The sequence below is a fragment of the Glutamicibacter sp. BW78 genome (genome assembly GCF_002332245.1).
GTDB classification, from domain to species: Bacteria; Actinomycetota; Actinomycetes; order Actinomycetales; family Micrococcaceae; genus Arthrobacter_H; species Arthrobacter_H rhombi_A.
This window is the reverse complement of record NZ_NRGU01000011.1, coordinates 90,429-103,666: the sequence shown is the minus strand read 5'-3', so window position 1 is coordinate 103,666 and position 13,238 is coordinate 90,429. Positions and strand designations below refer to the sequence as shown.

Annotated in this window: 13 protein-coding genes; 2 read left to right on the top strand and 11 right to left on the bottom strand. The window is 63.2% G+C overall.

Annotation, left to right across the window (positions count from 1 at the left end; all coding sequences use genetic code 11):
- From CIK75_RS02340 to CIK75_RS02325, 4 genes are all read right to left on the bottom strand, one after another.
- The coding region (locus CIK75_RS02340; protein ID WP_198962377.1) for a cbb3-type cytochrome c oxidase subunit I at positions 1 to 777 on the bottom strand (777 nt) is incomplete at its 3' end.
- A gap of 6 nt (positions 778 to 783) precedes the next feature.
- Positions 784 to 1,659 (bottom strand): cytochrome c oxidase subunit II, encoded by an 876-nt coding sequence (gene coxB / locus CIK75_RS02335; protein ID WP_087000779.1) that lies wholly within the window; start codon positions 1,657 to 1,659, stop codon positions 784 to 786.
- Between the two features lie 209 nt (positions 1,660 to 1,868).
- Positions 1,869 to 2,246, bottom strand: coding sequence for an iron-sulfur cluster assembly accessory protein (locus CIK75_RS02330; protein WP_087000777.1), 378 nt, complete (start codon positions 2,244 to 2,246; stop codon positions 1,869 to 1,871).
- Positions 2,247 to 2,327: 81 nt separating this feature from the next.
- Positions 2,328 to 3,743 carry a dipeptidase gene (locus CIK75_RS02325; protein WP_087000775.1) on the bottom strand — a complete coding sequence of 472 codons (1,416 nt, stop codon included), beginning with the start codon at positions 3,741 to 3,743 and terminating at the stop codon, positions 2,328 to 2,330.
- A 61-nt stretch (positions 3,744 to 3,804) separates the two neighbouring features.
- Here CIK75_RS02325 and CIK75_RS02320 point away from each other — a divergent pair, with 61 nt between their 5' ends.
- On the top strand, positions 3,805 to 4,389 hold the full coding sequence (locus CIK75_RS02320; RefSeq protein WP_087000773.1) for a DUF3043 domain-containing protein: 585 nt from the start codon (positions 3,805 to 3,807) through the stop codon (positions 4,387 to 4,389).
- A gap of 72 nt (positions 4,390 to 4,461) precedes the next feature.
- Here CIK75_RS02320 and CIK75_RS02315 read toward each other — a convergent pair whose 3' ends face one another.
- On the bottom strand, positions 4,462 to 5,535 hold the full coding sequence (locus CIK75_RS02315) for a quinone-dependent dihydroorotate dehydrogenase (RefSeq protein ID WP_087000771.1): 1,074 nt from the start codon (positions 5,533 to 5,535) through the stop codon (positions 4,462 to 4,464).
- A 60-nt stretch (positions 5,536 to 5,595) separates the two neighbouring features.
- Between CIK75_RS02315 and CIK75_RS02310 the strand changes: the two genes are divergently transcribed.
- On the top strand, positions 5,596 to 6,777 hold the full coding sequence (locus CIK75_RS02310) for an alpha/beta hydrolase (RefSeq protein WP_087000769.1): 1,182 nt from the start codon (positions 5,596 to 5,598) through the stop codon (positions 6,775 to 6,777).
- On the opposite strand, the gene CIK75_RS02305 is transcribed toward CIK75_RS02310, so the two are convergent.
- The 6 genes from CIK75_RS02305 to ybeY form a co-directional block, all read right to left on the bottom strand.
- On the bottom strand, positions 6,723 to 7,532 hold the full coding sequence (locus tag CIK75_RS02305) for an isoprenyl transferase (RefSeq protein WP_096223102.1): 810 nt from the start codon (positions 7,530 to 7,532) through the stop codon (positions 6,723 to 6,725). The genes CIK75_RS02310 and CIK75_RS02305 overlap by 55 nt on opposite strands.
- A gap of 3 nt (positions 7,533 to 7,535) precedes the next feature.
- The gene (gene recO / locus CIK75_RS02300; protein ID WP_096223101.1) at positions 7,536 to 8,288 is read right to left on the bottom strand and encodes a DNA repair protein RecO; all 753 of its coding nucleotides are present in this window, start codon (positions 8,286 to 8,288) and stop codon (positions 7,536 to 7,538) included.
- Between the two features lie 59 nt (positions 8,289 to 8,347).
- The gene (leuA, locus tag CIK75_RS02295; protein ID WP_087000763.1) at positions 8,348 to 10,096 is read right to left on the bottom strand and encodes a 2-isopropylmalate synthase; all 1,749 of its coding nucleotides are present in this window, start codon (positions 10,094 to 10,096) and stop codon (positions 8,348 to 8,350) included.
- A gap of 245 nt (positions 10,097 to 10,341) precedes the next feature.
- A complete protein-coding gene (gene era / locus CIK75_RS02290) occupies positions 10,342 to 11,436 on the bottom strand; it encodes a GTPase Era (RefSeq protein ID WP_096223100.1) in 1,095 nt (364 codons plus the stop codon).
- A 5-nt stretch (positions 11,437 to 11,441) separates the two neighbouring features.
- Complete coding sequence (locus CIK75_RS02285) at positions 11,442 to 12,767, bottom strand: hemolysin family protein (RefSeq protein ID WP_087000759.1); 1,326 nt, start codon at positions 12,765 to 12,767, stop codon at positions 11,442 to 11,444.
- Positions 12,764 to 13,237: an rRNA maturation RNase YbeY gene (gene ybeY / locus CIK75_RS02280; protein ID WP_087000757.1), complete on the bottom strand. Its 474-nt coding sequence runs from the start codon at positions 13,235 to 13,237 to the stop codon at positions 12,764 to 12,766. Before ybeY ends, CIK75_RS02285 begins: the two co-directional genes overlap by 4 nt.
- Position 13,238: the final 1 nt, after the last annotated feature.

The window sequence follows — 13,238 nt, the reverse complement described above, 5'->3', positions numbered from 1 at the left end:
GAAGAGGTGTTGCCACAAGACTGGACCACCGGCGTCGGGGTCGTAGATATGTGCCCCGAATCGTCGGTCGGCACCGAGGCCGAACAGAGCGGCAGCCAACGGGGGGAAGGCCATGAGGATCAGCAGCGAAGTGATCAGCGTGTTCCAGCTGAAGATCGACATGCGCCACATGGTCATACCCGGTGCGCGCAGGCAGATGATCGTGGTGATGAAGTTGACCGCACCCAGGATCGTGCCGAAGCCCGACAGCGCCAGACCGAAGACCCAGAGGTCACCACCGACACCCGGACTGAACGTGGTATTCGACAGCGGCGCATAGGCGAACCACCCGAAGGAGGCGGCACCCTGCGGGGTGATGTAGCCGGCCATGGCGATGGTGGAACCGAAGAGGTAGAACCAGAAGGCCAGCGCGTTCAAACGGGGGAAGGCAACGTCGGGGGCACCCAGCTGCAGGGGCATGATGACGTTGGCGAAGCCGGCGAACAACGGGGTGGCAAACATGAGCAGCATGATGGTGCCGTGCATGGTGAACAGCTGGTTGTACTGTTCCTTCGTCTGCAGGATCTGCATACCTGGCTCAAAGAGCTCGGCACGGATCAACAGCGCCATGATGCCGCCGATGCAGAAGAAGATGAACGAGGCGATCAGGTACATGTAACCGATCGTCTTGTGGTCGGTGGAGGTGATCCAGTTGACGACGATGCGTCCCTTGGACACCGGCACGACCCGGGGGGCGAGGGGCTTTGCCTCGTCCGTCGCGTATTCATAAGTAGTCATCGCGGCCTACTCCCCTTCCTCATGCGGAATGGTAATGGAATTGACCTCGTCCGGCTTGCGGTTGTAATCCTTGCCGATATGTCCGTCCTTCATGTCCGAAAGCTTGGACTTGAACTCGGCCTTGGAAACAACCTCGACGTTGAAGAGCATCTCCGAGTGGTACTCGCCGCACAGCTCGGCACATTTGCCGGCGTACGTGCCCTCCTCCTGCGGAGTGAGATAGATCTTATTGGTCTTGCCAGGAATCATGTCCAGCTTCTGCAGGAACGCAGGAACCCAGAAAGAGTGGATCACGTCGCGGCTATTCAGCTCGAGCGTCACCGAGGTGTCGACCGGCAGGTACAGCGTGGCGATGTCATCGTTCTTGCCCTTGGAGCCATCCAGGTGTGCCTGGACGCTGGCGTCGTACTTTTCTTCGCCCTCGTAGGAATAGTTGTAGTCCCAAGCCCACTGCTTCGCCTGAACATCAACGACCAAGTCGGAATCGACAGGCTTTTCAATGGCGGTCTGGGTGCTATCCGAGAACGTGAAGAATGTCAGGACCATCATCAACGGCACTGCCGTGTAGAGGATCTCCATGGGGAGGTTGTAGCTGAGCTGGCGTGGGTAACCGACTTCGCCCTTACGGCGGCGGTAGGCCACAATGCACCAGATCATCAGACCCCAGGTCATGATGCCGACCAGAAGGACGGTGACCCACGTGTTGACCCAGAGGTCCTGGATGCTTGCAGTGTGGTTGGTGATGTCCCGGGATTCGTTCGGGAGCCAGCCACGCTGGACTTGTTCTGAACAACCCGTCAGCAGCAGCGCCCCCGCGCCGGCGATGGCCAGTACCTTGGCCTTGCCCCTGCGACTGCTGCTGGTTCGGTCTTGCGAACTCACAGACGGCCCTTCCTCTTTGTTGGTGCGATACGTGGTCTCGTAGGTGCCAGATACGGTTCCGGGCGCAGCAAGGCATCCGGCACCGGCACTTCGAGACCAATAGTTTTACTACTCATCGTAGAGCTTACCCTCTCGAACGACGGAATGCCGACCAAAACCCCGTGTCAACCGATGGTTACGTTGACGTGGAATTCAGGCCGGCGGTCTTCCTAGTGGAACGAGTCGCCGCAGGCGCAGGAGCCGCCGGCGTTGGGGTTATCGATGGTGAAACCCTGCTTGGAGATGGTGTCTTCGAAGTCGATGGAAGCGCCGGCCAGGTAGGGCACGCTCATCTTGTCGATGATCACGTCGACGCCTTCGAAGGTGCGCACGGCATCGCCTTCCAGCTGACGCTCGTCGAAGTAGAGCTGGTAGATCAGGCCGGAGCAGCCGCCCGGCTGGACAGCCACGCGCAGACGGAGATCGGTCCGCCCTTCCTGTTCCAACAGGCTGCGGACTTTATCCGCGGCCACGTCGGACAGAAGCACCTCGTGGGTCTTGAGCTCCTCGGTGGATCCGGCTGTCGAATCATTGGTCGTGGCGGTCATCTGGTCCTCCAATATTGCTTGTTCCGGAGGGCAGCACCGTAGCGTGCCGTCCCCTCATGTCCCATGGTACGACAGGCACCCTTATTTCAGTCCTTCTGAATCGAGCCGGGCCAAAAGCAATGCTTCGGCGATCACCGCCTTGCGGAAATCCTCGAGATGCAGTGACTCATTGGCGCTATGGGCCCGCGAATCCGGGTCCTCTACCCCGGTGACCAAGATCTGCGCCTGAGGGTAGAGGTCGAGAAGATCTGAGATGAAGGGAATCGAGCCGCCGATGCCGGTCTCCACCGGGGTGACACCCCAGGCTTTTTCCAGCGACCACAGGCTGGCGCGCGCGGCAGCTGCCTCGGTGTCAGTGGAGAAGGCGTTGCCTTGTTCGACGGCGGTGAAGTCGATCCGGGCACCAAAGAGGTCCTGGGATTGCACGTGACGTTGCAGGGCTTCGGCCGCCTCCTGGGGGTCCTGGCCGGGTGCCAATCTCACGCTGATCTTCAGCCGCGTCATGGGCTGCAAGGTATTGGAGGATAGCTCCACCGAGGGAATGTCCATGCCGATCACCGAAAGCGCCGGCTTATTCCAGAGGCGGTCGGCCAGTGCGCCGGTACCGGCCAACCGGTAGCCGTCAACGACCGAAGAATCGGCACGGAAGTCTGCCTCGGCGTAGTCCACCGGGTCGGTGTCACGCGCCAATAAGCCCTCGACTGCCACATTGCCCTCGTCATCATGGAAGGAAGCGATCAGCCGTGCCGCCACGGTGGGGGCGTCAAGAACGGGTCCGCCGAACATTCCCGAATGCACTGCGTGGTTCAGAACACGGACCTCGATCTCCGCGCCCACCATCCCCCGCAGGCTGGTGGTCAAGGCGGGGACGCCAACCTTCCAGTTGCTGGAGTCGGCCACGACGATCACATCGGAGGCCAGCAGTTCGCGGTGCTTTTCCAGGAACGGCCTGAAGGATGGGGAACCGGCTTCCTCTTCTCCCTCAAAGAAGTAGGTGACCCCGACGCCGAAGTCCGCCACCACGTCGAGCACGGCACGCAGGGAGGCAATGTGGACCATGATGCCTGCCTTGTCGTCCGCGGCTCCGCGGCCATAGAGGCGGCCCTTGGATTCGGTGGCTTCAAAGGGCTCGGTATTCCACAATTCCCGGTCCCCCGGGGGCTGGACATCGTGGTGGGCGTAGAGGAGGATCGTCGGCTTGCCGGGCTGCGCCGGGCGGCGACCCACCACCGCCGGGGAGCCCGGCTTACCGTCGGGGGTGTCCACCGAAAGGATCTGGACGTCTTCCATGCCGGTGGAACGTACGAGCGCAGCGACCGCTTCGGCGCTTCGGTCCAGTTCGGCGGCATCGAAAGCCTCCCAGGCAATACCCGGGATGGCGACGAGGGATTTGAGTTCTGTGAGGGTCTGGTCGATGGCACGGTTCACGCGCTCGGCGATCGCTGCCAGATCGACGCCGTGATCGACGGCGGCGGAAGTGGAATCGGAAGTAGTCATGGCCTCAGCCTACAACTGCACGGCGTTTCGGCTGCAGGGAAGCCCCGGCTAGACTGAGCACGTGTTTGGAAGCAAAAAAGCCGATGCCGCACAGCCGCCGGCCACCCCAGAAGAGTCAGATCGTCCCGCCGCAGGCAAGGGTACCCCGACGCCGAGGCGCAATAGCCAAGAGGCGCAGAATAAGCGTCCCCTGGTTCCGAGTGACCGCAAGGCCGCCAAGAGCCAGGCTCGCCAGCAGCGGGTCGCCGCTCAGGAGCGCATGCGTCTGGCCAACGAAACCGGAGACGAACGTTACCTCTCCACCCGTGATAAGGGCCCGCAGAAGCGTTTTGCCCGCAACTTCGTCGACTCGCGCTGGATGGTCGGCGAGTTCCTGATGATCATCATTCTGGTCTTCCTCATCATTTCCTTCTCGATGAGCAAGAACCTCCAGGTCACCGCCTACGTCACCTTTGGTTTGTGGATCGTGCTGGCCATCACGGTCCTCGATTCATTCATCATGACGCGCCAGCTCAAGAAACGCTTGACCGATAAGTTTGGCAGCCGGGACCGCGGGGTCCTCTGGTATGCCGCTATGCGCGGCCTGCAATTTCGCAAGCTGCGGTTGCCGAAGCCTCAGATCGCCCGCGGAGCACCGGTCGACTGACCCGGCTGCTTCCCGGACCACGAAGCGAGGGCCCCCACCATGGGTGGGGGCCCTCGCTTTATTGGTGCCGAATCAGCGAGCAGCGAGGGCCTTGCGCAGCCCACGGTTGATCCGTGCCGCCCAGAAGGGTCCCTCATACAGGAAGGCGGTGTACCCCTGCACCAGATCGGCGCCGGCGTGAAGGCGTTCGGTCACATCAGCTGCCGTCTCCACTCCCCCGACGGAAATAACTGTCGACTCCTTCGGCAGGGCGGAGCGTAGACGCCGGAGCACTTCGAGCGAGCGGGCCTTCAGCGGGGCGCCGCTGAGGCCACCAGCGCCGTATTCGCGAATCCGGTCCGGGACGGTGACCAGCCCGGTGCGTTCGATCGTGGTGTTGGTGGCCACGACACCGTCCAAGCCGAGCTCGGTGACTAGTGCTGCGACGTCGTCGACATCGGAGTCGGCAAGATCCGGTGCGATCTTCACCAACAGGGGCATATGCCTCCCGGCGCTGCGGTCGGCTTCGGCGCCGACGGCAGTCAGGAGCGGGCGCAGTGACTCGATGCCCTGTAGCAGGCGGAGCCCCGGGGTGTTCGGGGAACTGACGTTGACGACCATATAGTCGGCCGCAGCTGCGAGTTCTCGGGTTCCGGCGAGGTAGTCCTGGACCGCATCCTCCAACTCGACGACCTTCGTCTTGCCGATGTTGATGCCCACGATCGGCCGGGACCGACCGAAACGCCGTGAAAGGACGGGGCGGGCGGCACGGATCCGTGGGGCAACCGCCGTGGCGCCATCATTATTGAAGCCCATCCGGTTGATCACCGCACGATCCTCGACCAGCCGGAACAGGCGAGGCTTCGGATTCCCGGGTTGCGCCTGACCGGTGATCGTTCCGACTTCGATATGCCCGAAGCCCAGATCCGCCAGGGCAGCGACTCCGTGGCCCTCCTTGTCGAAACCTGCGGCCAGACCGAAGGGGGATGGGAAATCAAGACCCATGACCCGGCACTGCAGACTCGGGTGCGGACGGGTGATCCGGCGCAATACCGCCGAAGCTCCGGTGGTCTCGGCCAGGCGAATGAGCCGGAAGCCGATCTGGTGGGCCTTCTCGGGGTCCATGCCGGAGAAGACCACACGGAAGAACGTCGGATAGAAGCGCATGCCAACAGTCTTCCCTGCCCACACTGCCGCTGCCAACTCCACCATGGATATGCTCGACACATGCACAACAAGGAACCCCAGTATGCGGTGGATACCCGCCCCGGCGAATGGCTCGATGATGAGCTGGGACCCGGCTTCAGCTACACCACCATTGCGCGGGGACGCGATGAGGAAGGCCCGCTGAGTGCAACACTGGTCCGCTATCTTCCCCCTGACGAGCCGCAGCGGGGCCAACCCCGGGAGAGGAAGCATTGGCGTGATGCCATGCTCAATCTGCGGCAGGGTCTGGACCGGGCCCTCACCGTTCGGGACACGGCCGAGGCGCCCGCCCCGGAGGCTACCGACGTCGTGCTGGGGATGCATGGGTGGACCGACTATTTCTATAACGCGGAACTGGCGCGTTATTGGGCCGGGAGGGGCTATCGCTTTTATGCCCTGGACTTGCGCCGCTACGGCAGGAGCCTGAGATCCTGGCAGACTCCGGGATTTGTGACGGCACTGACCGAGTACGACGCCGATATTGAAGCGGCGCTGTCCACGATCCGGCACGACGTGGGGACGGTGGGCCGGACCCTGTGTGTCGCTCACTCCACCGGAGGGCTCACGGCGAGCCTGTACGCCCACCGCCATCCCGGGGTGTTCACCGCCCTGATCCTGAACTCACCCTGGTTGGAAATGCAGGGCAGCTGGTTGGTGCGCAACGCTGCTGCCGGGCTGCTGGATCCCCTGGCCCGGGTCAAACCCAAGGCCCGGATCAAGTTGCCCGAAGTTGACCATTATTGGCAATCCCTGTCCACCCAGGCCCATGGGGAATGGGATATCCATCCGCTCTGGAGACCCCGGTACGCATTCCCGGTCACCGCCGGGTGGATCACCGCGGTCCTGGCCGGGCATGCCGAGGTGAACCGCGGGCTCGACATCAAGGTCCCGGTGCTGGTGATGACCTCCGACAAAACGCATCTGGGCACCTCCTTCGAACCCGAGATGCTGGTTTCGGACACGGTCATTGAGGTGGAAACGGTCAGGCAACGGGCGTTGAAACTGGGCAACGAGGTGGCTGTGGTGCGGATCGAACAAGGGATGCACGACCTCTTCACCTCAGCCCCGCAGACCCGCGCAAAAGCCTATGAGGCGTTGACCCGCTTCTGCGAAGGGTATGTGCCCTCCCGGGCTGAAGGCTCAGAGGCTCAGGAGGTGGGGGTGTCCATGGCGGCACCGAAGCGTCGGTCGCGGCGGGCATAGATTCCGACGGCTTCCCAGAGCGTGCGCCGATCCACGTCGGGCCAGAGGACGTCCATGAAGACCATTTCGGCGTAGGCGGATTGCCAGAGCATGAAGTTGGAGGTCCGCTGCTCCCCCGAGGAGCGCAGGAACAAGTCGACGTCGGGGAGATCCGGCTCGTCCAAATACCGTCCGATGGTTTTCTCGGAAATACCCCGAGGTTTCAAACGCCCGGCGGCTACCTCTTCGGCGATGGCGGTCACCGCATCGGCGATCTCGGCCCGGCCACCGTAGTTCACGCACATGGTCAGATGGCAGACATCATTATCTTTGGTCTGCTCCTCAGCCATGAGCAGTTCATTGACCACTGAACGCCAGAGTCTGGGGCGGCGCCCGGCCCACCGGACCCGTACCCCCCAGGCGTCGAGCTGGTCCCGCTGACGGTGCAGCACGTCGCGGTTGAAGCCCATCAGGAACTTCACTTCCTCCGGGGTGCGTTTCCAATTCTCGGTGGAGAAAGCGTAGACCGAAACGTATTTCACCCCCAGCTCGATGGCCCCGGCCATCACGTCGAGCAGGGCTGCCTCCCCCGCCTTATGCCCCTCGGTGCGGGGAAGCCCGCGTTGGTTGGCCCACCGTCCGTTGCCGTCCATCACAATAGCCACATGCCGCGGAACCAGTTCGGCGGGAATCCGCGGGGCGACGGCACCGCTGGGATGCGGCCACGGTGCTGTCGGACCGGGACGGTTCGCCTGTTGGCGGGAGGATCGTTTCATCGATCAGGCTCTTTCCACGTGTTTGAGGGATTTGACGACCCGTTCCAGGTGCCATTGCAGATACCCCGACACCATACCGGCAGCCTCCCTCCGGGCCGAGGCGTCGGCGTCCCGTGTGGCCGGCCAGTCCCCGGTGAGCAGGGCGGAGAGCAGGGAAACGGTCGCCGGGGCCGGGGAACTGGAGCCCGCCGGACGGCAGTCGGCGCAGACGACCCCGCCCAAGGGGATGTTCAGGGCCGTATGCGGGCCGGGGGCGCCGCACCGGACGCAATCGGTGAAACTCGGCGCCCACCCTGCGGTGGCCAGGGCGCGGAGCAGGTAGGAGTCGAGCAGTAGTCCGGGATCCTGGGCGCCGCGCGCCATGGCGGCCATGGCTCCGTGGAGGAGCCTGAACTGGGTGGCGGCGGATTCCGTATCGGATTCGGTGAGCCGTTCTGCGGTTTCTGCCATGGCGCTGGCACTGGTGTACCTCGAATAGTCCAGCGAGAGGGACTGACCGTAGGGGTGGCGCAATTGGGCCTGGGTGATGATGTCCAGACTGCGACCCCGGATGACCTGGGCATCGACGAACATGAAGGGTTCAAGGGTGGCACCCATTTTGGAGCTGGTGCGGCGCACCCCCTTGGCGACGGCACGGACCTGACCATGGTCGGGGGTCAACAGGACGATGATCCTGTCGGCCTCACCCAATTTATAGGTACGCAGGACCAGGCCTTGGGTCCTATAGGACTTCGCGGCGAAACTGGAACGGGGCACGGCTCCAGTATCCCAGAGAAGCCGTGCCCCGTTCGCCGTCGTTTCTTCTAGCCGTGGCCTCAGGCCCGCTGGGCGTTATCCCAAATGGCACGGTTGACCGCCGAGATCACGGCCTTCAAGGAGGCCGTCGTGGTGTTCGCGTCAATGCCCACACCCCACAGCACGCGTTCGCCGACCGCGCATTCGACGTAGGCTGCGGCCTGCGCCGAGCCCCCTTCGCTCAACGCATGCTCGGTGTAGTCCAGGACCCTCAGGTCCACCCCATCGGCGGCAAGGATGTTGACCAGGGCGTTGATCGGACCGTTTCCGGTCCCCGAGCGTTCCTGCTCGACCCCGTCGGCGACCAGGGCCATATCCAGGGTGAACGATCCGTCCTCATCGGTGCGGGTCCGCGTATTGCCCAGCCGGTAGTGGCCCCAGCTCTCTCCCTCGAAGTTCTCGCAAGGCAGGTATTCGTTCTGGAACTGCTGCCAGATACTTGCCGGGCTGATCTCTCCGCCGCCGCCTTCGGCCAGACGTTGGATGACCCCGGAGAACTCGATCTGCGCTCGACGCGGCAGATCCAAGGAGTGGTCGTGTTTGAGGACATAGGCGACCCCTCCCTTGCCGGACTGTGAGTTCACCCGGATGACCGCCTCATAGGACCTGCCGATATCCTGCGGATCTACCGGCAGGTAGGGAACGGCCCAGGGGATGTCGTTGATGTCCTTGCCCGCTGCGGCGGCCTTGGCCTCCATATGTTCGAAGCCCTTCTTGATGGCGTCCTGGTGGGAGCCGGAGAAGGCGGTGAAGACCAGATCGCCACCGTAGGGTGACCGTTCGGCTACGGGCAGCTGGTTGCAGTACTCGACGGTGCGGCGGATCGCGTCCATATCCGAGAAGTCGATCATCGGGTCGATACCCTGGCCGTAGAGGTTCATCCCCAGGGTGACCAGGTCGACGTTGCCGGTGCGCTCACCATTGCCGAACAGGCAGCCTTCGATGCGGTCGGCGCCCGCCATATAGCCCAGTTCGGCGGCTGCCACCCCGGTGCCACGGTCATTATGAGGGTGCAGGGACAGGATGATGGACTCACGGTTCTGAAGGTTGCGGTGCATCCATTCGATCGAATCCGCGTAGACATTCGGCGTGGCCATCTCCACCGTTGCCGGCAGGTTCAGGATCATCTGGTTTTCCGGGGAGGCCTCAAGGACCTCGGCCACGGCGTCCGAGATCCGGCGGGCGAACTCCAGTTCGGTGCCCGTGTAGGACTCGGGTGAGTATTCGTAGGTGATCTTGGTGCCCGTCAACTGCTCTTCGAACTTCTTGCACAGCCGGGCCCCGGTCAAGGCGATGTCCACGATGCCGTCCTGGTCCTGCTTGAAGACGACTTCACGTTGGAGGACCGAGGTCGAATTGTAGAGGTGCACGATGGCCTGCTTGGCCCCCTCGAGCGACTCGTAGGTCCGCTCGATGAGGTGTTCACGCGCTTGGGTGAGGACTTGGATGGAGACGTCCTCGGGGATCCTGTCGCGTTCGATGAGCTGGCGGACGAAATCGAAATCCGTTTGGGAAGCCGAGGGGAAACCCACCTCGATCTCCTTATAGCCCATTTTCACGAGCAGATCGAACATCTGGTGCTTACGTTCGGGGCTCATGGGGTCGATGAGGGCCTGGTTACCGTCCCGGAGATCGACGGCGCACCAGCGCGGTGCCTTGTCGATGATTTTGTCCGGCCAGGTGCGGTCAGGCAGTTCGACGGTGATCTGATCCTGGAAGGGGATGTACTTCTGGATCGGCATTCCTGAGGACTTTTGCATGTTCTGCATGGATCTAGGGGGCCTTTTCAGTGGTGGTTGAAAATGCAGGCCGGCAGCACGAAACTCCGCAACGGGGGGTCGGCCCTAGAGACTGGTGTCCAGAAGATCCCCGTCGCGGCTACCTAGTAGAAGGAGGTCCGCCTGCATGAAATTCACCCTAGCATCAGGTTCGGGTCCGTTCGAAGGTCAACGTCAAATGTTTCGTCGCCTCAGCGGGAGAGCAATCCCTGCCGTTGCCGTCCCACCGGCCGGGGCTAGAATCCGAGCCGGCCCAGCTGTTTCGGATCGCGCTGCCATTCCTTGGCGATCTTCACATGCAGGTCCAAATAGACCCGGGTTCCCATGAGCGCCTCAATCCCCTGCCGGGCCCGGGTTCCTACTTCGCGCAACCGTGAACCTGCCCGGCCAATGATGATTGCCTTCTGCGAGGGGCGTTCGACGAAGAGGTTCACGTGGATGTCCAGCATCGGGCTATCCGCGGGCCGGTTTTCGCGCGGAATGATTTCCTCCACGACCACGGCCAAGGAGTGTGGCAGTTCATCGCGGACCCCTTCCAGGGCTGCTTCGCGGATGAGTTCGGCGATGAGGACCGCCTCGGGTTCGTCCGTCAGTTCCCCGTCGGGGTAGAGCGGCGGGGACAACGGCATGGCTTGGGCGAGGACGTCCGCGACGGCGTCGACCTGGAAATCACCGGTGGCCGAAACAGGTACGACGGCGGCCCATCCCTCCTCCCCCAGCGTTTCGACCCCTAATTCGGAAACTGCCACCAGTTGGCGTGCCAGCGTCGAACGGTCGACCAGGTCTGCCTTGGTCACGATGGCGACCATGGGTTTGCGCTGCAGCTGACCCAGTTGGGTGGCGATGAACCGGTCGCCGGGGCCGATTTTTTCGTTGGCCGGGATGCAGAATCCGATCGCGTCGACCTCCGAGAGGGTTTCGGCGACCAGATCGTTCAGGCGTTGGCCCAGCAGGGTCCGCGGACGGTGCAGCCCCGGTGTGTCCACCAGCACCAGTTGGGCGTCCTCGCGGTGGACGATCCCGCGAATGGTATGCCGGGTGGTCTGGGGTTTAGCCGAGGTGATGGCGATCTTCTGCCCGACCAGCGCGTTGGTCAACGTCGACTTACCGGCGTTGGGTCGGCCGACGAACGAGGTGAAGCCTGCCCGGAAATCCTCGGGCCATTCGGTGGCGAGCCCGCTGCCGATGCCGCGGGGCCCGACATGGGGCTCGTTGACCACGGGGTCGGAGTCCTGCGAGGAGTTCTTTGGTGTTGCCCGGGCTGCCTGATGGGGGTTTTTGCCGGGTCCGCGGCGTGCTGGCCCGGTGTTACGGCGTCTCTGTTGTGCCATCGGTTCTATTCCTTGTTCTCGCGGGGGACGTCATCGGCGGCCAATCTGCCCAACGACCCCTCATCATTGTCTGCGGCTTCGGGGTATTCGTCGACCCAGGCCAGGACGAAGCCGATCCGGTTGCGCCGTCCGGCGAGGCGTTCGGCGTGGATGCGGATGCCATCGACGGTGACTTCGGAACCAACGATCGGCACCCTGCCCAACGTCTTGGCCAACAGGCCGCCGACGGTGTCGACTTCGTCGTCGTTGATGCGGCGCTGGAACAGCTCGGCGAAGTCATCAATGCTCATGCGGGCACTGACCCGGAAGACCCCGTCTTCGAGTTCCTCGGACTCGATGGTGGAATCGTCGTATTCGTCGTCGATTTCTCCGACGATTTCCTCGATGAGGTCCTCCAGGGTGACCAGGCCGGCGGTCCCACCGTATTCGTCGATGACGATGGCCACATGGGTCGATTCACGTTGGAGTTCCTGGAGGAGCTCGGCCACCGATTTGGATTCGGGAACGTAGCGTACGTCTCGGCAGGCCTGTTCGACCAAATGGTGGTCGTCGGGCCGGGCGTGCAGGCGGGCGGCCACGTCCTTGAGGTAGATGATTCCGACGATCTGGTCGGGGTTATCCCGGATCACCGGGATACGGGAACAGCCCGAACGCAAGAACAGGCTCATGGCCTCGCTGAGGCTGGAACCGTGGTCGACGGTGACCATATCGGTACGCGGGACCATGACGGCCCTGACCCGGGTGTCCCCCAGTTCGAAGACCGAATGGATCAGGTCGGCTTCGACGTCTTCGATGATGTCGGCTTCGTGGGCGCGGTCGACCATGTCACGGAATTGTTGTTCGGTGAAGAATGCTTCTTCGGTCACCGGCGCCCCCTTGGCGACGCTGCTTCCCAAGCTGACGAGCCAGCCGGGAATGGGCCCCAAGATGATGCGGAGGACCCGGACCAGCGGGGCGCTGAGCACGACGACGCTGCGGCTGCGGACCCGACCGTAACGGCGCGGGGAGACACCGACCAGGACGAAGCCGACGGCTGCCATGGTGATGGTGGCCAAGAGGCCGGCCCACCAGATGTTGTCCAACAGGCCGTAATAGAGCAGGGCGATGGCCACGGCGCCGGCGGTTTCGAACCAGATCCTCCAGAACCTCACGGCATGGGTATGGGCCGCCGGGTCGGAGAGGATCAGCCGGAGCTGCCGACGCGGACGCTCCGCCAACATGTCTTCGGCTTCCTGCCGGGGCAGGGCCAGGAAGGCTGCCTCGGAAGCCGTGAGGATGGCCGCGCAGCAGACGAAGACCAGTGCCAGGACGAGCAGCACCAGAGGGATCATTCGGTGGTCTCGCGAGGAGCCTTCCGACCGGTGAACTCCTCCAAGAGGGTGCGCTGGAGGGAGAACATCTCTTCCTTCTCCTCGGGCTCCTCATGGTCGAAGCCGAGCAGGTGGAGGGTGCCGTGTGTGGCCAGCAGCAGGATCTCATCCGCAGTGGAGTGGCCCCCGCTTTCGGCTTGCCGAGCGGCGACCTGGGGGCAGATCACCAGGTCGCCGAGCATTCCTGCGGGGCTGAGGGCGCCGGGGGTGCCCGGACGCAGCTCATCCATGGGGAACGACATCACGTCGGTGGGTCCATCCAGGTCCATCCAGTCCACATGGAGGCGTTCGATGCCTTGCTCGTCGAGCAGGATGACGGAGACTTCGGCCTCGGGGTGGACCCGCAGCGTCTGCAGGATATGCCGGATGAGGCGTTCAATGGCCTCCAGGTCGGCATCGACACCCGATTCGTTATTGACTTCGATACTCATG

What these genes read in the sequence shown, in the direction of transcription:
- CIK75_RS02310 (WP_087000769.1), top strand. Translation starts at nt 5,596, where the DNA reads ATGCACAACAAGGAACCCCAGTATGCGGTGGATACCCGCCCCGGCGAA.
- leuA (WP_087000763.1), bottom strand. Translation starts at nt 10,096, where the DNA reads ATGCAGAACATGCAAAAGTCCTCAGGAATGCCGATCCAGAAGTACATC.
- CIK75_RS02305 (WP_096223102.1), bottom strand. Translation starts at nt 7,532, where the DNA reads ATGAAACGATCCTCCCGCCAACAGGCGAACCGTCCCGGTCCGACAGCA.
- CIK75_RS02330 (WP_087000777.1), bottom strand. Translation starts at nt 2,246, where the DNA reads ATGACCGCCACGACCAATGATTCGACAGCCGGATCCACCGAGGAGCTC.
- era (WP_096223100.1), bottom strand. Translation starts at nt 11,436, where the DNA reads ATGGCACAACAGAGACGCCGTAACACCGGGCCAGCACGCCGCGGACCC.
- CIK75_RS02325 (WP_087000775.1), bottom strand. Translation starts at nt 3,743, where the DNA reads ATGACTACTTCCGATTCCACTTCCGCCGCCGTCGATCACGGCGTCGAT.
- ybeY (WP_087000757.1), bottom strand. Translation starts at nt 13,237, where the DNA reads ATGAGTATCGAAGTCAATAACGAATCGGGTGTCGATGCCGACCTGGAG.
- CIK75_RS02285 (WP_087000759.1), bottom strand. Translation starts at nt 12,767, where the DNA reads ATGATCCCTCTGGTGCTGCTCGTCCTGGCACTGGTCTTCGTCTGCTGC.
- CIK75_RS02315 (WP_087000771.1), bottom strand. Translation starts at nt 5,535, where the DNA reads ATGCGCTTCTATCCGACGTTCTTCCGTGTGGTCTTCTCCGGCATGGAC.